Source organism: Mycobacterium sp. SMC-11 (assembly GCF_046250095.1).
Lineage (GTDB): Bacteria > Actinomycetota > Actinomycetes > Mycobacteriales > Mycobacteriaceae > Mycobacterium > Mycobacterium heraklionense_A.
Genome location: NZ_CP176430.1, coordinates 1,746,834 through 1,764,444, shown reverse-complemented (window position 1 = coordinate 1,764,444; position 17,611 = coordinate 1,746,834). Strand labels below are relative to the sequence as shown.

The window sequence follows — 17,611 nt, the reverse complement described above, 5'->3', positions numbered from 1 at the left end:
TTCCTCTTACTTACGCGACCGGCTCGTAGGTCAGTTCCTGCGACCAGGTTGGGGTGTTGTGCACCAACCCGGGCGGGATGACGCCGGTGATCTTGACCAGGGAATCGGCCAGCCAGTGGTACTTCGAGCTGCGGTCGATCACCTTCTTGCCGTGCCAGGAGATGAACTGATACATCGGCACCCGGCGAGCGAAGGCGCTTCGTTCGCCGACGCTTTGGAAGCGGCGCATCGCCTGGTAGAGACGTTCTTCGTTGACGCCCATCGCCACAATGTTGTCGCGCATCTTGTTCAGCAGCGGGAAATAGCTCAACGTGCCGATCAGCAGCGCGGGGTTCATCCAGCTGCCGACCAACTCGACGGCCAGCTTCCGCATGCTGGCGTGGCCCAGAATGTCCATCACCTCGAAGTCGACCGCCAGGTGACGCGACTCGTCGGAGTTGATCCGCTTGAAGACCTCTTGGGCCACCGGGTCTTTGACCTCGTCGGTGATGAACTTGATCAGCGCACCGTCCAGGGCCACTTCCAGCATGGGGATGACGGTGCCCAGGATCGACAGCGACATGCTGTCGGAGAACTTGTCCAGCCAGGTGATCACCAGCTGGACGTTGACGCTCGGAGCTGGAATCTCGTCGTCGTCCAGCATTCCCCAGCGTCGCATCAATGCGAGCTCGGCGTTCGCGTGCTTTTGCTCCTCGGCGTGGAAGTGCTCGTAGATGCTCTTCAGGGTTGGGGTCGGGGCCTTCTTGGCGAGCGCCGCGAAACCGCGTGCGCCGACGTTCTCGATCCACATCAGGTCGGTCATGAACGGCTTGAGCTTGGCCCACAGCTCTGGCTCGATCAGCTCGGCCCCGGGGGCGTCCCAGTCGATGTCGACCAAGGCCCACTGCTTGTCCTTGATCTTCTGCAGCATGTCATCGAGGTTCATCGCCATGATCGGCTGTATTCCTTTCGCGAGACGGGTCAGTTCTTGGGAAGGACGCGGCCGAGCAGGCCGGCGCCACGGGCGTACAGCGCGGGGAAATGTCGCTTCAGGTGCCAGATAACGGTGGCGTCGATCTGCGGCACCACATACAGCCGGTCGCTGTCGTGCGCGTCGAGCGTGCGCGCCGCGACACTGTCGGCAGACAACCCGGTCCAGCGGGCCAACTGCTGACTCAGGCTCATCGAGCCCGGAGTGATCCGGCCGTCGGTGAAGACGTTGGTCTTGACAAAGGTCGGGCAGAGCACGGTGACGGCGATGTCGGTGCCGCCGAGTTCGGCTGCCAGGGTCTCCGACAGCGACATCACCCCGGCTTTCGACACGTTGTATGCCGCCATCGAGGGCGCTGCGGCGAATCCGGCCGCTGAGGCCACGTTGATGATTCCGCCGCGTCCGGCCTCGCGCAGCAGCGGGGTGAAGACCTCGCAGCCGTAGACCACGCCCCACAGGTTGATGCCAAGGGCCCAGTCCCAGTCCTCGAATCCGATGTCGCCCACGGGCTTTCCCCCGATACCGACGCCGGCATTGTTGATGACCAGGGTCGGCGCACCGCCGAATACCGCGCGAGCCTGCTCAGCCAGCCGCTCGACGGCGGCACGGTCGGAGACGTCGCACTGCACCGCGTGTCCGGCACCGGTGGGCAGCTGCTCGATCAGCGCCACCGTCTCGGCCGCGCGTGCCTCGTCGATGTCCGCGCAGATGACCTCGCCACCGCGGCGAGCCAGCTCCAGGGCGAACGACCGCCCGATACCACTGCCTGCTCCGGTGACGACGGCCTTGGCGTTGACTGTCCGTCGATCATTGCGAAACAGGGACAGCACCGTGTCGAGTCCGAACATCAGCGTGCCGCCCCCAGCTCGTCGGATCGCTGGTCGGCGTAGACGCCGGCGATGAAGGCCGCCACGCGGCGCAACGCGGGCTTGGCCTCCGGGGCCAGCCGCGGCAGGGCCTGGAATACATGCACCATTCCCGGCCATACCTCCAAGGTGCTGGCTCCGCCGTTCCGGCGGATCTCCGCGTCCAGGTAGCGCGAGTCGGCGCTGAGGATCTCGAAGCCACCCACCTGCGTGAACACCGGAGGCAGCCGATCCGCCCGGCCGAAATCGAGCCGAAGGCGCACATTGTCGGGGTCCTGGCCCCGCACGTAGAGCTCCACCAGCCGGCGCGCCGAGGCCGCCGACACCGCGGGGTCACGCCGTACCTTCTCCTGCTGCTCGGCCAGCTTCAGCGTGAGGTCGATCAACGGCGAGAACAGTACGACGCCAGCCGGCTGAAACTGCGGCTCGTCGGCATGTGCGAGCAACATGTCGCAGGTCAGGTGGCCGCCGGCGGAGTCCGCACCGATCACGACCTCGGAGGCCGCGTATCCCTGGGCCAGCAACCACCGGTAGCCGGCCTCGACATCGTCGGCGGCCGCCGGGAACGGGTTCTCGGGAGCCAGGCGGTAGTCCACGGAGAACATCGGCAGGCCGGTTGCCTCCGAGAGCCTGGCGACCAGCTTGCGGTGGGTCCGCGTCGAGCACAACACGTATCCGCTGCCGTGCACGTAGTAACCCGCCCGCCGGCCGAACTCAACGCCGGGCCCGAGCACCCATTCGCCGCGCACCCCTGCCTCGCGAACCTGAATGACCCTGGTTCCGGCCGGCGTCGAGCCGAGCGTTCCCATGATGGTGGCGATCAGGCCGCGCGCGAACGCGATACCCGGCCGATTCATCGGAATCATGTTGTTGAGAACGTGCAATGTCCAGCGTGTGGACACGCCGGCCACCACGGCTCGCAGTGATGCGCGCGTGGGTACTGGCGGCAGGGGCAAGCCATCGGGTTCCGTCACGGCACACACAACACCAGCGATCGTGCCATTTGTCAATGGCACGATTTGCGGTGTATAGGTGCCGGGCAGCCTTAGGACACCGTGACCGGGCCCAGCAGCTCGGGCACCTCCGTTTGATACGGCGGCAGGCTCGGCGTGGCCGGCCGCAGTTGGGTCGACGGGGCCGGCGGTGGCGTTGATCCCATGCTCCAGTTGCCGTCGTTGCCGGCGGTGTAGGCCAACCAGACCCGGTCGACGCCGGCCTGGGCCTTGGCTGCCTTGAGCAGTTCGTTCTGATACCCGGTCCGAGGTACGGCGAAGGCGCCCTGCCCGACGCACGCCAGGGCTCCACCGGCGAACTGGCCGGCGCCGGAGCTGATATGCCAGCCATCGGGCGCCTGGCAGGCGTAGCGCAGGAACTGGCCGCAGGCCTCGGCCTGGAAGCGACCGTCGCCGTTATGCACGGCGCACTGTTGGGTGGGGCTGGACAGCGGTTGACCGTAGGACCAGCTCCAGGCGAAGCCCGCCAGCTGGTCGGCGTGTGGGTCCACGAAGTTCGGGCCGGGCGCGTTGGCACCGCATTTCATCATCTCGTGGATATCGGCCGACGTCATCGGCTGGGCATTGCCGCCACCGGCGAGCACGTCGACCAGGGTGCTGGAGTCGAAGAACCGCGTGTACGAGCTCTCGTACTGCGCTCTGCTGAAGTGGCAGTCGGGGTACTGGACGGTGACCGGCCTCCCCTTCTCCTCGACGTTGCTGTCGTTGAAGCCCAGCGCGTCCCACGCCGCATTGTGGCCACAACCGCTGTTGGTATAAAGCAGCACCTGTTTGCCGCTCGCGAGGATCTGGGCCATGCTCACGTCCCGCGGAATCGGCTGGGTCTCGCACGAGGAGCCGGGCTGCACCTGCGAGGGGCGGAACAGCAGGTCACGCGCCGAGGTACTGCCCAGCGTGCTCTCGATAACCGCGGCCCCGGCCGGCAACGACTTGGTGATGTCGTCGACCGGGTCATCGAGCCGATTCTCGATGTAGAGAACGATCACCTGATCAGGGTGAGCGTCCAACCAGCGCCGTATCTCCTGCAAGCCCGACGCCGCGGTCCGTTCGAAGGTGCAGCCCAGGTGGTTGTCGAAGCCGTGACACAGGATTGGGGCGTAGCCGCCGGGAGCACCCAGGCTGGGGTACCAGTGCAGATCGAGCTCGATGAACCGCATGTCCAAGTCGAGTTGGTCGACCAACGAGTACAACTGGTCGGGATCCATGCCCGACAACGTCGGCGGAACATTGGCATTCGTGTAGTTGAACGAGTTGTGGGTGGCAGGTATCTGGGCCTCCCCCAGCGGCAGCGTCAGGTTCAGCCGGTACTGCTGCGCCAGCGCCTTGTGCACCGGCCCGGCCAAGTACGCCTGTACCGAGCGATTGCCGATGGGGCTGCCGTTGCGCAAGGCGCAATAGTCGATCGGGCCGTTGATCGCCCGGCACTGGCTGGCTACCAGCTGCGCCGCCGCATCAAGCGTCTTACAGGTCGCCGCCAGCTGACCGGTGGCGACATCGAAGCAGGCGCTGATCAGTCCGTGCTTGTTGCCGCCGAACCAACTGCACGCCTCGACGGAACCGACTGTGCTGCAGGCGTTCACCAGCGGGTCGGTGACGCTGCCGATCGCCGTACACACCGGGGTGAACGCCGGGCCTAGGTCAGTACAGGCGGTGGCCAGCGATGGCGGCGCGGAAGACGGCGACATCACCGTGATACCGACGGTCGCCGGCGTCGAGACCCCCGAGCCGTCGGTGGTGGCGTAGCTGAAGGCATCGGTACCGACGAAACCGTTGGCCGGGGTGTAGGTAAACGTGGCGCCGGTGACCGTCACCGTGCCGTGCGCGGGTGGGGTGACGATGGCGAACTGCGTGGCCGGATTCGCCGGAACGGCAACCAGTCCCGCGCTAACCGGGGTGGCGGTGGTCGTCACGGCCACCACGTTCTGCGGCTCAGCGCCCGCTGCCGACGCCACCCCGGGAAACCCCATCGCGGCCCCGACTCCTCCGGAAAGTACCGACAGCACCGCGATTACCGCGGTCCAGCGCAGCCGGCGGGTGGCGAGCCTGGTCGTGGCAGGCCACCCAACGTGGCGCCGAAAACGCTGAACTGTCGCCCCATCGACCACAGGCCAAACTCCTCACGGTTACGACCCCCGGACCCCTCAGGCAACTTCCGTAACAATGGGCAACAGAAATCACAGTGGTAACACGACACGATCACAGATCGAACTCAATGAATTCTTCGGATTAACTTGGCTTGCACTCACTCGAAGAGTTCGCCATTCGGTGCGGCGCGCACGCCGAATGGTTCAGAAGTCCGCCAGCAGTGCGCTCGGCTCGCCCGAGTCCCCCAGGTCGAGGTCGCCGAGGTCCGGCGGCAGCGAAGCATCGATCGGCGAGTACGAAGCACCGATCGACTCGGCGACAGCGCGCGGCAGATAGTTCACCACGGCATCGACGAAACCCGTTTGGTTCACATCCTCGAAGGGCGCCAGCAGGCCGGCCAGGCCCGGGGCTTCGCTGTTGAGATAGGCGTTGAGGAGGTCGGCCGGCGCGCCGATCAGCCCGAACAGCGCACCGATGATGTCGCCGGCCGACAGGTCATCCACGAAATTGCGGGCGAGCGTCTCGAATTCGGCGATGACGGCCTGCAGGGAGCTGAGCGCTGCAAGCCCGACCGGCACCTGCACTGCGTGCAGCGTGGCCATGGCCGCGTTCACGATATTGCCGACGATGTCGATGGGAATCGCCACTAGGCGGTCCACCAGCCCCAGGACCGGAAAGGCGCTAATCACGATGCTGATCGCCTGCCCCAACGCCGCGGTGATTTCGCTCGACGAGATGGCGCTGAACAGGGTGTCGAGTTGGTCGGGCAGATTGATCAGCCCGTCGACGAATGACTGGGCGGTGGCCCCGAATGCCTCGAAAGTCCGCTGCGCGTAGTCAAACCCGTTGGTGGCCAGTTGGACCATGATGGGCAGCGGATCTTCCAGCCAGTGTGCGCCGATGGTGCCCAGATTGTTGAAGGTGTTGGTGACCAGGTCCACATACGGGTCAAACGGACTGGCCGTCAGCTCGACTGCACGGGCGACGACGGCAGGGGGCGGCGCCACCGACGGCGTCGCGATCAGGGCACCCGCGGCCAGTGCTGCGATGCCGACGGCGACCCGGGAGTGACTGACTGATCCCACAACACTCATTTCATGACAGGAGCCACTACGGTAACTCTGGGCACGCTGGTTGACCGTGAGAATGAGTGATTTTTAGGAACGCCACTTGCAGGGCAAACGGCGAATCCCGTGGCCGCCCATCGCCTACCAACCGAGTCCTCAAGAACGGACCTAAGTCTTCTTATGCCGGACCGCAGCCTCCTTTAGCACATCAGCGGGCCGGACGTTAAGGATTTGATTCAGCGGATCTGTCAAATTCCAAGACGAAAATTGACGCCAGTTGCAACAATCCTGTCAGTTGCCAACTGGCGGCACAGTGTACGGTCCGACATCTGCTGGGGACATGTCGGGCGGCGTAATCGCTTGCCGTGCAACCAACTTGGCGACACCACCAGTTATCGCTCCGAACAAGGGGGATCGATGAAGAAAATCATCTTCGGCGTCGCACTATGTGGCGCCGCGTTGGCGTTCGCCGGTGCAGCCAACGCCGCCAACGACAACCAGTACGACTTCCTCTATGGCTCAACCGACGCGTTGGTCTTGGGCCCGACGGGCATCGCGACACCGACCGCCAACTACATCAGCAACGGAATCGATCTGTACCTCGATCCGCTGGGTTACGGCGGCACCGTCGCGTCTTCCGAGGCGCTGAGCATGCCCAACAGCTGGGACTTCTTGAGCAGCGTCCCGGAGGGGCAAGCCATCCTCGTCGACGCGATCCTCGCCGACTACAACGCCGGCGAGATGGGCTGCGACGCCTCGGGCGTGTGCAGCGACCCGCTGACCATTTTCACCTACTCCCAGAGCAGCCTCATCGCCTCCTACGCCCAGGAGCAACTCGCTGATGCCGGCGTCCCCACCGACGCCTTGCGTTTCGTGATGCTCGGCGCCAACCCCGCCGCGGTCCCCACCGACCTGTACCCCACCGAAGTGTTCAACATCCAAGGTGACGTCTTCGCGGACAACTTGGGCAAGAGCTGGTGGGACCTGCTGTTCGGAAACACTAGTTGGCAGGACCTGCTCTACGGCCTGGCGCTCCATCAGGTCTACCTGGGTTTGACGCCAGAACAAATCGATTCAGCCACATCGACTGTCGACGGGTTGACCACGTTCAACGACATTCCAACGCTCGACACCGGCGACCTGATCCAAGCGCTGTTCAACTCGTTCTTTGCCGTGTGACCGCTAGGTGAGGTGGTTGGGCCGGGCGACGCTCGGCTCAACACCCGCCTGGGGGACGTCAGTATCGCTGCATGGCATGAAATGAAACGTTGTAGGGCGGGCGGGGCTCGAACCCGCGACCAATGGATTATGAGTCCACGGCTCTAACCAACTGAGCTACCGCCCCTGATACGCATGTGCGCGGGAACCATCGTGCCATGCCGCGCCAGCGGCGTCTCCACGCGCCGTCGTCCCCATCCACGTCCGGGAACCGCCGAGCTCGTCCGCCATGTCACGCACCGACGACACGTCTAATCATCTTCATATTGCAATGTCTGCATATGTCATGTAGCGTCGCTGCCATGAACACGACAGAGCACCAGACCCACTCCCACACCGAACACACCCACGGCCCCGACTGCGGCCACGAGGCAATTCAGCACGGCGACCACGTGGACTACCTACACGATGGTCATCGTCACGCCGCTCACGGCGACCACTACGACGAGCACTGATCACTCACCAACCCATACGCAATCGATGAGGAAGGCTCCGCATCAGCGGGGCCTTCCTCATCAGCAGGCGGGCTACTTGCTGCTGGCCGGCGGATCGGGCAGATCCATGCCGGCCAACCGAACCGGGTCGGCGATCGACACGATGCCCACCAGCCGACCATCTCGGACCGTGCACGCCATCAAAGCCAGCGGCCGGCCCGTCGGGCCCCAGCCCAAGATTCCCGGCTCGCCGTTGACCAGGACACGGCGCGCGGTGATGCGGGCCCCCTGCCCTCGGCGTACCGCGTCTAGGACCGCACTGGATCCGGTTGTCACGGTCACCCCGCGGACCGTGTGCTGACGCCAGGTGACGTCGGGGTCGAGTACCCCCAGCAGTGCCTCGAAGTCTCCGCCCTGTGCGGCAGCCAGGAAGGCGTCGACGACCTCGCGCTGCACACGCCGATCCCCTGCCGGCGTGGGTACATCCTGGACCTTGCGGCGAGCCCGGCTGGCCAGCATCTTGGCGGCATCAGCGGACTTCCCGACGATCGGCCCGATCTCGGCGAAGGGAACGGCGAACATGTCGTGTAGCACGAACGCGAGCCGTTCCTCGGGTCGCAGCGACCCCAGCACGACCAGCAGCGCCAGCCCGATTGAATCCGACAGCACCGCAGCATCTTCGGGGGTGTCGCGGTCATCGGTCACGACCAAGTCGGGCAGGTCCTGATCGATCGAGACTTCGGGCCGGGCGGTGCGCGAACGCAGGGTGTCGATACAGATCCGGCTGATCACCGTCGTCAACCACCCCGGCAGATTGTCGATCACGTCGACGTCCTGGCGCGACAGCCGCAGCCAGGCCTCCTGAACCGCATCTTCGGCGTCGGACCCCGAACCCAGCACCCGGTACGCCAACGCCAGCAGGCGATGACGCTGCTGCTCGAAGGCCTGTGCCAGCTGCGTCTCGGTGGTCATCGGTTACCTCTCGTGGTCGCGGTCCGTCATAGGTAATGACGAACCCCACCCGACCGAGGTAACCACGAAGGAGTACGCCATGAACACCGCCCTGTGGATCATCGCCGGCGTCGTCGCTGCCGCATACGCCATCGGCGGCGCCGCCCTGCTACTGCTGCCCCGGGCGAAGTACCGCGCGCTGGGGGCCAATCAGCATTGGGTCGACGATTTCGGCGACGGCCACCTCAAAGCCATTGGCACCATCAAGCTGGCCGGCGCGACTGGCCTGGTTCTCCCGGCCGCCGTAGGTGTGGCACCCCTGCTGGTGCCGCTCGCCGCCACCGGCCTGATGCTGTTCATGGCCGGTGCCGCCACCACCCGATTCCGCCGCAGCGAGTGGACCTATATGGCCGGCGACGTCGTCTTTATCGCGATGTTCACGTTCCTGGCCTGGGGCCGATTCGTGCTGCACCCGTTCGCCTGAACCCGCCGGGCACCAGCATCGGCACCTGGCGGCGATACTGCCGGTATTGCTCGCCGAGCGCGGCCACCAGGTCGCGTTCCTCCAGCTGCACCGCGACCAGGATGAAGCACGTGGCCGCGACCGCGAACAACAAGTGCCCGGCCGTCATGGTGGGCGTGGCCCAGAACGCGATCACGAACCCCACCATCAGCGGATGACGCACCACCCGGTACAGGGCCCGGGCGTGAAAGCCGACATGGGAGTAGGGCTGTGATCGCCAGGCGAGATACACCTGACGCAGCCCGAGCAGGTCCACGTGACTGATCATGAACGTCGACGCCAGGGCTATCGCCCAGCCGATCCAGAACAGTCCCCACAACACCGCCCGCTCCGCGGGCATCGTCAGGTTCCAAATGCTCGTCGGGATCGGCCGCCACTGCCAATACAGCAGGACCAGAACCAGATTCGACGCCAAAACGTAGGTGCTGCGTTCGATGCTCTCGGGCACCACGCGGGTCAGCAGGCGCTTGAATGCCGGGCGCGCCATCACGCTGTGCTGCACCGCGAACAGCGCCACCAGCGCGACATCGATGGCTACCGCCAACCCGACGGGTGCCGGCGGGCCGTGGTCGACGCTGCGCGGCACGACGAAGTTGCCGAGAAAGCCGACCAGGTACAGGAAAACCGCGAGGAAACCGAGATAGTTGAGTGCCCCGTAGGCCAGGGCAAGATAACGGGCCATCAGACCCTCCCCAATTTGCCGACTCCGCCATCGTAGCCCCCCGAACCCGCAGGTCACCATAGGTTTCGTCGGGCAAGTGATCGAGCATTACCAAGGTCGGCTTACTATCCCAAGATGACCGCGGAAACCTTCGTCACCCACGCGCCCGGCGATGTCCGGATCATCGCCGACCGCCACGGTGACCCCGACGCGCGCGCCGTGGTGTTCCTGCACGGCGGCGGGCAGACCCGCCGATCCTGGGGACGGGCCGCCGCGGCCGTGGCCGAGCGCGGCTGGCAGGCGGTCACCGTCGACCTGCGCGGCCACGGCGAGTCGGATTGGGCAAGCGAGGGCGACTACCGATTGGTCAGCTTCGCCGCCGATGTGCACGAGGTGCTGCGCACCCTGCCGCCGGACCCGGTCCTGGTCGGGGCCTCACTGGGCGGGTGCACCGCGATGCTGCTCAGCGGCGAACTGGCGCCGGGAGCCGCCAGTGCGGTGGTGCTGGTCGACATCGTGCCCAACATGGACGCCTCCGGCGCGCAGCGCGTGCAGGCGTTCATGGCCGAGAACATGGAGTCCGGCTTCGACTCCCTCGATGAGGTCGCCGACGCGATCGCCGCCTACAACCCGCACCGGCCCCGCCCCGCCGATCTGGGCGGGCTCACCACCAACCTGCGCCGACGCGGCGACCGTTGGTACTGGCACTGGGACCCGCAGTTCATCAGCGGCCCCGAGCACCAGGGACCGATGGAGATCCACGATGTCGAGCGGCTCAACGCCGCGGTGCAGACCATCCTCGACGGCGGTGTACCGATGTTGCTGGTACGCGGCCAGCTCAGCGACCTGGTCAGCGCGGCCAACGCCGAGGAGTTCCTGGCCCGGTTCCCACAGGTGGAGTTCGTCGATGTTGCCGGGGCCGGTCACATGGTCGCCGGGGACCGCAACGATGTCTTCGCCGACGCCATCTTGGGCTTTTTGGCGCGGCACTCCGCCTAGCTCAGCCGAACACGGTCTGGCCGTCTGCATCCAGCAGATAGCGCTCGGTGCCGTCGGCAACCCGCGGTGCGTCGGCAGCCAGTGCCACCGCAATCTTGTTGCCGGCGTTGCGCATCACATCCAACGTCAGCTCGACGGCCTGCTCATCGGTGAAGTGCCGACGCACCCCGGCAGCCACCTCGGCGTCAATGTGGGCCGGCGTCCAAACCAGCGCGTCGACGTAGCGCAGCGCGGCCTTCTGCGCCTCGCTGAGCAGCGACGACTCCTCGAAGTGCTCGATGTCGCCGTAGAGCGACTCGGACCCGCCGGCGTCCAGCGCGGTCGTCTCGCGCAGCGATTTGCACAGCCGGCAGTTGTGCTGGGCCGCACCACGCAGCCGCACCACCTCCGAGGTCACCGGATCCAGGGACCGCAACCGGGCGACCGCGGGCATGAACCCGTTGAACAACGCGTCGGCGGGGTGGCCGGAGTGATCCCAGACGATGGTGACCGGCCACGGCACCGCAACACCGACGGCGTCCAGGCCGTTGCGCACCCGTGGCACGAAGTCGCCGATGTACATCTGAACGACGACATCAAAGGCCCTGTCCCCCAGCGCCTCCCGCAGCCGTTCCCGCTGAGCGTCGGTGATCGTCGACACGTCGACACTGAACTGTTCGGCGAATTCGGTCACCGCCGGATCGGTAGCGGAGCCGTCGACGCCCGCCTCGGCCGGCACCGGCGACAAGCCCAGCGTCTGCCCACACACCTGGCGGACCAGGGCACCCAGCTCGCCATCCGAGCACGCCACCAATCGGTTCAGCTCACCGAGTACGTCCACCTCACTGAGTTTATGCGGCGGTTCCAGCTTCGCCTCTCCTTCGTCGAAGCTCGCTAAACCACCGTTTATGAACCGATCAGCCATAGGGTGAAACCCATGCGCGTTGTCGTCATCACCAAGACCGGTCCCCCATCGGTGCTGCAGGTGCAGGACCGCCCCGACCCGCCGCCGCCCGCCAGCGGGCAGGTACGGATCGGGGTGCGGGCAGCCGGCGTGAACTTCGCCGATCACCTTGCCCGCGTCGGGCTGTATCCCGATGCGCCGAAGCTGCCCGCCGTGGTCGGCTACGAGGTGGCCGGCACCATCGAGGCCGTCGGCGAGGGTGTCGACCCGGCCCGCATCGGCGAGCGGGTGCTGGCCGGCACCCGGTTCGGCGGCTACGCCGAGATCGTCAACGCCAACGCCGCCGACACCGTCCCGCTGCCGCCGTCGATGAGCTTCGAAGAGGGCGCCGCCATCCCGGTCAACTATGCGACGGCCTGGGCGGCGCTACACGGTTACGGGTCGCTGCAGGCCGGCGAACGAGTACTGGTGCACGCCGCCGCCGGCGGCGTCGGCATCGCGGCGATCCAGTTGGCCAAGGCCGCCGGGGCCATCGTGCACGGCACCGCGTCACCGGGCAAACACGCCCAGCTGGACGCGTTGGGCATTGACCGCGCCATCGACTACCGCCGTAAGGGCTGGTGGGAGGGACTGCCGCCGTACGACATCGTGCTCGACGGGCTCGGGGGCACCTCGCTGCGGCGCTCGCTGACGTTGCTGCGTCCCGGCGGGCGCCTGGTCGCCTACGGTCTTTCGTCCCTGCAGCAGGGCGAGAAGCGATCGCTGCTGCGTGCGGCGCCGCAGGCTCTGGCGATGCTGCGCGGCTTCAGTCTGATCACGCAGATGGAGCAGTCCAAGACCGTGATCGGCCTGAACATGCTGCGGCTGTGGGACGACCGCGGCACGCTCGGACCCTGGATCGCCCCGCTGTCCGAGGCGCTGTCGAGCGGGACCGCGGCCCCGGTGGTGCATGCGGCGGTGCCGTTCGCCAATGCCGCGGAGGCCCACCGCATTCTGGCCGCGCGGGAAAACGTCGGCAAAGTGGTGCTGGTGCCCTGATCGGCGCTTGCGGCACGGTAGATTCCGGCCAACCCGCGCGGCGGATTCATCCGGCCCCGGGAGGCCGGGGCATCCGAAAACGGCGGTCTCGCATGCGAAACACCGCGGTACCGTCGCGGCGCGGCGCCCGACGGTCCATCGGTCCCAGGACCGCGGTAGGCGCGTTACCCACCATGGGCTTCGCCGAATTCGCGGGCTCCGCCGGGGCTGCGCCGATGGCCGCCGGTCGCGATGACTTAACAGCCGAATCGGCGGCGCCTGCCGTCGGCGTTGCCGTCAACCAGTTTTGCGGCACCGACAGCTTTCCGACCGGCGCTGCCTTTCCTGCGCCCGCCAGCACCGCGGCGGGCACACCGGTCAGGGTTGTGCCGTGCGCATCGACCGTGACGACCGGGGTGGCCAACATGGCGCCGGCGGCCGCCTTCGCTTGCGCGTTCAGGATCGCCATACCGAAGATGCCCTGCGATCCGGTTGTGAACACCACCTGTTGAGCCACGCCCAGTACCCCCAGGGTGGGGCCGAAAGCCGCCACCTGCTCGACTATCGGCAACGATGCCGGTGGCGGTGGTGTGGCCTGGCCAATGCCCACTTGTGGTGGCTGCGCCGGTGCCGTGGCGGGAAGGTGCGGCTGTTCGGGAGCACCCGAAAGCAGCTCTGCCAAAAGCATTTGCGTATCCCCGGCGACGACGTCGGCGGCGGCGCGCGCCGCCGCGGCCTGTTGGGCGGATTGCCCGCCCAAGCTGGTGGTCTCCGGCGGGCGTGAAAAGGGCGTCAGCATGCCTGCCTGCGCCGAGGCTCCGGCATAGCCGTACATCGCTGCCGCATCTTGCGCCCACATCTCGGCGTAGACGGCCTCTGTGGCCGCGATTGCCGGCAGGTTCTGCCCGAAGAAGTTCGTGGCCACCAACATCGCCAACTGAGTGCGGTTGGCCGCCACCGCCACTGGCGGCACCGTCGCGGCGAACGCTATCTCGTAAGCTCCCGCCACCGCCCGGATCTGGGCGGCCGTCTGTTCGGCCTGCGTCGCGGTGGCCGTGGCCCACGCCAGATATCGGGTGGCGGCCGCCGCCATGGCATCCGAGGCAGGACCCGACCAGCGCTGGCCCTGCAAACTCGAGATCGTCGAGGAGTAACCGGTTGCGACCGATTCCAGTTGTCCGCCAATGTCGTCCCACGCCGCAGCAGCCGCCATCATCGGCCCCACTCCCGGACCGGCATACATCCTGGTCGAATTGATCTCGGGAGGCAGTGCGCCGAAATCAAACATCTACTGCCCGGTCGTTGCAGGTGACCCGAAACCCTGAGTGGCAGTTCACCAAATGGGCGCGCATAAGTTAGCCACCGCAGGACGGACGGGGCATCTTGAACGGACTGGGTTCGACGCGCAGGGCGCCAGCGACCGATTGACGCCCCAGCCCTCCGCCCATCATTGCCGCCATCGGCCCCATGCCTACCGCCGGTGAGGCGCCGGGCATATCCCCCTCCGCGCTGCCCTGCCACGGCGACGCATCGTCAAGCTCCGCTTCCGACAGCCACACCGGGTCTTTGGTTGCGGACGCTACCGGGGTGGCATCCGCCCACGCCGGCGGAACCGATAGCTGACCCACTGGTGCCACGTCACTGCCCATATGGGCAAGCACCGCCTGGGGACCGCCGGCGGCAGCGCCACCCGACTCGGCTACTGGCGTTTCAGCATTGGCCAGGACCGGCCCCGCCGCGCCGGCCGCCCCGGCCGCCCCGATACCGGCGCCACCATGAGTCAGCAGGAAGGCGTTCCCGGCCAACGCAAACGAGCCGATCGCCGAGACCGTACGAGCGGTCTGCAAGCCAAACGAGGTCGGCCCCAGCAGGATGTTTGCCGCCTCGATCAGTTCCAGCGGCAGCAACGGGTCTGCCTGGGCGGGCAGCGCTGCGGCCTGACCGGTGGCGAGACCGCCGAGCTGTTGGGGCAGGGCCGTGAGCAGCTGCGACAGGAAGGTCTGCGAGTGCGACGCGCCGGTAGCTCCCGCCGAGCCGGCCACCGCGGCGGCCTGGGCCACGCCACCTGCCGGGTTGGTTGTCGGCGGCGGCTGGTGAAACGACGGCAACTGCGTCGCCGTCGCCGTCGTGGACGCGTAGCCGAACATCGCGAGGGTGTCTTGGGCCCACATCTCGGCATACTCGAACTCAGCGACCGCGATCTGGGGCGTGTTCTGCCCGAAGACATTGGCCGCAGCCAGGCTCGCCAGCCGGGCACGGTTGGCTGTCACCACCACCGGCGACACGACCGCGATACGCACTTGCTCGTAGCCGGCTGCCGCCGCACGCGCCTGACCGGCTGCCCGTTCAAGCTGGCTTGCCGTCACCGTCGCCCATTCGGCGTAAGGCGTTGCCGCGGCGGCCATCGCCGCCGAAGCCTGGCCGGCCCAACCCTCGCCCTGCAGGTCCGCGATCACCGAAAAGTATCCGGTAGCAAATGAATTGAGTTGAGCAGCGAGTGCGTCGTATGCCGACGCAGCGGCCAACAACGGTCCCGAGCCGGGACCGGCATAGATTTTTGCCGAGGTGATCTCGGGCGGAGACGTTCCAAAATCCAACACCGCACATATCCCCTCTAGTTGCCGTTCTATCGGCGACCAGCGGTGCCGGACTCACCCCGCGTTCGGAGCTCATGGAGCTGATCGACCAACGCTGGTTCAATCGGACCGGATCATGTGGCTGCCTGGCCACCGATCACGGGGAGTGACTTCCCGACGATGACTCCGGCCCGGTGGAAATCTGCTTCCACCTGCTTCCAGCTTCATTGCCGAACGCGCCCTGCGCTATCGGAGCTGACACCCAATCGCGGGGGGAGACAACCTGTATGAACGAGCTGCGGCTGGCGAGAGACGCCAGCCGGCCAAGCTCAAACCGTACGGGCCAATCGGTGCGCCAGCAGCTCGGCGAACCGCGCCGGATCCTCCAGCGCCCCGCCCTCGGCCAACAGCGCTGTGCCGTACAGTAACTCCGCGGTGTCGGCCAGGTCAGCGTCTTCGGCGCCTCGCTCGCTGTGCGCCTGGCGCAGACCGGTGACCAGCGGATGCCCCGGATTCAGCTCGAGGATGCGCTTGCCGACCGGGACCTCCTGGCCGTTGGCGCGGTAGATGCGAGCCAACGCCGGGGTCATCTCGAAGGTGTCGGTGATCAGGCACGCCGGTGACTCGGTGAGCCGGGTCGACAGCCGTACCTCTTTGATGTGCTCGTCGAGAGTCTGCTGCAGCCAGGAGATCAGGTCGGCGAAGTCCTTCTGCTGCTCCTCGCGCTCGGCCTCGTGCGCGGCCTTTTCCTCCTCGGAGTCCAGATCCACCTCACCCTTGGCCGCCGACTGCAACGGCTTCCCGTCGAACTCGGCGACGGCGTTCACCCACACCTCGTCGACCGGGTCCGTGAGCAGCAGCACCTCATAGCCCTTGGCCTTGAACGCCTCCAGGTGCGGCGACTTCAGCAGTTGCTGGCGGGACTCACCGGTGGCGTAGAAGATCTGCTCCTGGCCGTCTTTCATGCGTTCGACATACTCGGCTAGCGTGGTCGGCTCGGAGTCGCTGTGGGTCGAGGCGAACGAGCTGATCGCCAGCAGTGCCTCTTGATTGTCGAAGTCGGAGAGCAACCCCTCCTTGACCACGCGACCGAACTCGGTCCAGAAGGTGCGGTAGTCCTCGGGCCGCTGCGACTGCAGCTCCTTGATGGTCGACAGCACCTTCTTGGTCAGCCGCCGGCGAATCGCGTTGATCTGGCGGTCCTGCTGCAAGATCTCCCGCGAGACATTGAGCGACATGTCCGCGGCGTCGACGACACCCTTGACGAAGCGCAGATACTCGGGCATCAGCTGGTCGCAGTCGCCCATGATGAACACGCGTTTCACATACAGCTGCACACCGACCTGGGCGTCCCGGTTGAACAGGTCGAACGGGGCGTGCGACGGGATGAACAGCAGCGCCTGGTACTCGAAGGTGCCTTCGGCCTTCATCGCGATGACCTCGAGCGGATCGTCCCAGGCATGCGCGATGTGCTTGTAGAACTCGTTGTATTCCTCAGGCGAGACTTCGTCTTTGGGGCGCGCCCACAGCGCCTGCATCGAGTTCAGGGTCTGGGTTTCGACGGTGACTGTCTCATCACCGCCGTCTTCTTCAGGCGGGGTGCGGCGTTCGACCTGCATCCGGATCGGCCAGGCGATGAAGTCGGAGTACTTCTTGACCAGACCCCGGATCGTCCACTCGGAGGTGTAGTCGTGCAACGCGTCTTCGGCGTCTTCGGGCTTGAGGTGCAAGGTGATCGACGTGCCCTGCGGCGCGTCCTCGACAGGTTCGATGGTGTAGGTGCCATCACCACTGGATTCCCACCGGATGGCTTCGCTCTGGCCGGCCTTGTGGGTGACCATCTCGACCCTGTCGGCGACCATGAACACCGAGTAGAAGCCGATCCCGAACTGGCCGATCAGCTCTTCGGACGCTTTGGCGTTCTGCGCGTCGCGCAGCTGCTGGCGCAGCTCGGCGGTGCCGGAGCGGGCCAGGGTGCCGATCAGGTCCACCACCTCATCACGCGACATGCCGATGCCGTTGTCGCGGACCGTCAGGGTGCGCGCCGTCGTGTCCACCTCGATCTCGATGTGCAGGTCGGAGGTGTCGGCCTCGAGGTCCTTGTTGCGGAAAGCCTCGAGTCGCAGCTTGTCCAGTGCGTCGGAGGCGTTGGAGATCAGCTCCCGCAGAAACGCGTCCTTGTTCGAGTAGACCGAGTGGACCATCAAATCCAGCAGCTGCCGGGCCTCGGCCTGAAACTCCAGTTGCTCCACACGTTCGCTCATAAGCGCCAAATTTTACCGACGGCGTCATTGCGCTCCTCGGGGGGCCAAGCCGCCTCCGACGCCGCTCTGACCGCGGCGGATCCC

General features: G+C 66.4%; 16 protein-coding genes and 1 tRNA gene. 5 read left to right on the top strand and 12 right to left on the bottom strand.

All coding sequences use genetic code 11. The annotated features are described in order from the left end of the window. Positions 1–10: 10 nt before the first annotated feature. The 5 genes from ACKY0X_RS08265 to ACKY0X_RS08245 form a co-directional block, all read right to left on the bottom strand. The gene (locus ACKY0X_RS08265) at positions 11–931 is read right to left on the bottom strand and encodes a ferritin-like domain-containing protein (RefSeq protein ID WP_409429038.1); all 921 of its coding nucleotides are present in this window, start codon (positions 929–931) and stop codon (positions 11–13) included. A 29-nt stretch (positions 932–960) separates the two neighbouring features. After that, positions 961–1,818 carry an SDR family NAD(P)-dependent oxidoreductase gene (locus tag ACKY0X_RS08260; RefSeq protein WP_409429037.1) on the bottom strand — a complete coding sequence of 286 codons (858 nt, stop codon included), beginning with the start codon at positions 1,816–1,818 and terminating at the stop codon, positions 961–963. Next, complete coding sequence (locus ACKY0X_RS08255) at positions 1,818–2,747, bottom strand: alpha/beta hydrolase (RefSeq protein ID WP_409429552.1); 930 nt, start codon at positions 2,745–2,747, stop codon at positions 1,818–1,820. The genes ACKY0X_RS08260 and ACKY0X_RS08255 overlap by 1 nt, the downstream gene beginning before the upstream one ends. Positions 2,748–2,881: 134 nt before the next feature. Further along, positions 2,882–4,816 carry an Ig-like domain-containing protein gene (locus ACKY0X_RS08250; RefSeq protein WP_409429036.1) on the bottom strand — a complete coding sequence of 645 codons (1,935 nt, stop codon included), beginning with the start codon at positions 4,814–4,816 and terminating at the stop codon, positions 2,882–2,884. 321 nt (positions 4,817–5,137) lie between these two features. Continuing rightward, positions 5,138–6,019: a hypothetical protein gene (locus tag ACKY0X_RS08245; RefSeq protein ID WP_409429035.1), complete on the bottom strand. Its 882-nt coding sequence runs from the start codon at positions 6,017–6,019 to the stop codon at positions 5,138–5,140. Positions 6,020–6,418: 399 nt separating this feature from the next. Here ACKY0X_RS08245 and ACKY0X_RS08240 point away from each other — a divergent pair, with 399 nt between their 5' ends. After that, complete coding sequence (locus tag ACKY0X_RS08240; protein ID WP_065040595.1) at positions 6,419–7,180, top strand: PE-PPE domain-containing protein; 762 nt, start codon at positions 6,419–6,421, stop codon at positions 7,178–7,180. A gap of 92 nt (positions 7,181–7,272) precedes the next feature. Here the strand turns inward: ACKY0X_RS08240 and ACKY0X_RS08235 are convergent. Continuing rightward, positions 7,273–7,346: transfer RNA gene (locus ACKY0X_RS08235), tRNA-Ile, on the bottom strand. Positions 7,347–7,521: 175 nt separating this feature from the next. On the opposite strand from ACKY0X_RS08235, the gene ACKY0X_RS08230 reads away from it, so the two are divergent. Further along, on the top strand, positions 7,522–7,674 hold the full coding sequence (locus tag ACKY0X_RS08230) for a hypothetical protein (RefSeq protein ID WP_046282532.1): 153 nt from the start codon (positions 7,522–7,524) through the stop codon (positions 7,672–7,674). Positions 7,675–7,746: 72 nt separating this feature from the next. On the opposite strand, the gene ACKY0X_RS08225 is transcribed toward ACKY0X_RS08230, so the two are convergent. Beyond that, a complete protein-coding gene (locus ACKY0X_RS08225) occupies positions 7,747–8,625 on the bottom strand; it encodes a sigma-70 family RNA polymerase sigma factor (protein WP_409429034.1) in 879 nt (292 codons plus the stop codon). Between the two features lie 79 nt (positions 8,626–8,704). Between ACKY0X_RS08225 and ACKY0X_RS08220 the strand changes: the two genes are divergently transcribed. Further along, a complete protein-coding gene (locus ACKY0X_RS08220) occupies positions 8,705–9,088 on the top strand; it encodes a DoxX family protein (protein WP_409429033.1) in 384 nt (127 codons plus the stop codon). On the opposite strand, the gene mddA is transcribed toward ACKY0X_RS08220, so the two are convergent. Beyond that, positions 9,042–9,809 (bottom strand): methanethiol S-methyltransferase, encoded by a 768-nt coding sequence (gene mddA, locus ACKY0X_RS08215; RefSeq protein ID WP_409429032.1) that lies wholly within the window; start codon positions 9,807–9,809, stop codon positions 9,042–9,044. The genes ACKY0X_RS08220 and mddA overlap by 47 nt on opposite strands. Positions 9,810–9,923: 114 nt before the next feature. On the opposite strand from mddA, the gene ACKY0X_RS08210 reads away from it, so the two are divergent. Continuing rightward, a complete protein-coding gene (locus ACKY0X_RS08210) occupies positions 9,924–10,787 on the top strand; it encodes an alpha/beta fold hydrolase (protein WP_409429031.1) in 864 nt (287 codons plus the stop codon). A 1-nt stretch (position 10,788) separates the two neighbouring features. Here ACKY0X_RS08210 and ACKY0X_RS08205 read toward each other — a convergent pair whose 3' ends face one another. After that, positions 10,789–11,607 (bottom strand): carboxymuconolactone decarboxylase family protein, encoded by an 819-nt coding sequence (locus ACKY0X_RS08205; protein WP_409429030.1) that lies wholly within the window; start codon positions 11,605–11,607, stop codon positions 10,789–10,791. Between the two features lie 96 nt (positions 11,608–11,703). Here ACKY0X_RS08205 and ACKY0X_RS08200 point away from each other — a divergent pair, with 96 nt between their 5' ends. Continuing rightward, positions 11,704–12,708 carry a zinc-binding dehydrogenase gene (locus ACKY0X_RS08200; RefSeq protein ID WP_409429029.1) on the top strand — a complete coding sequence of 335 codons (1,005 nt, stop codon included), beginning with the start codon at positions 11,704–11,706 and terminating at the stop codon, positions 12,706–12,708. 46 nt (positions 12,709–12,754) lie between these two features. On the opposite strand, the gene ACKY0X_RS08195 is transcribed toward ACKY0X_RS08200, so the two are convergent. The 3 genes from ACKY0X_RS08195 to htpG all read right to left on the bottom strand — a co-directional run bounded on the left by ACKY0X_RS08195 (position 12,755) and on the right by htpG (position 17,527). Then, entirely contained in the window at positions 12,755–13,975 is a 1,221-nt protein-coding gene (locus ACKY0X_RS08195) for a PPE family protein (protein WP_409429028.1), read from the bottom strand. A 67-nt stretch (positions 13,976–14,042) separates the two neighbouring features. Next, complete coding sequence (locus ACKY0X_RS08190) at positions 14,043–15,284, bottom strand: PPE family protein (RefSeq protein WP_409429027.1); 1,242 nt, start codon at positions 15,282–15,284, stop codon at positions 14,043–14,045. A gap of 308 nt (positions 15,285–15,592) precedes the next feature. Beyond that, positions 15,593–17,527 carry a molecular chaperone HtpG gene (gene htpG / locus ACKY0X_RS08185; RefSeq protein ID WP_409429026.1) on the bottom strand — a complete coding sequence of 645 codons (1,935 nt, stop codon included), beginning with the start codon at positions 17,525–17,527 and terminating at the stop codon, positions 15,593–15,595. Between the last annotated feature and the right edge of the window lie 84 nt (positions 17,528–17,611).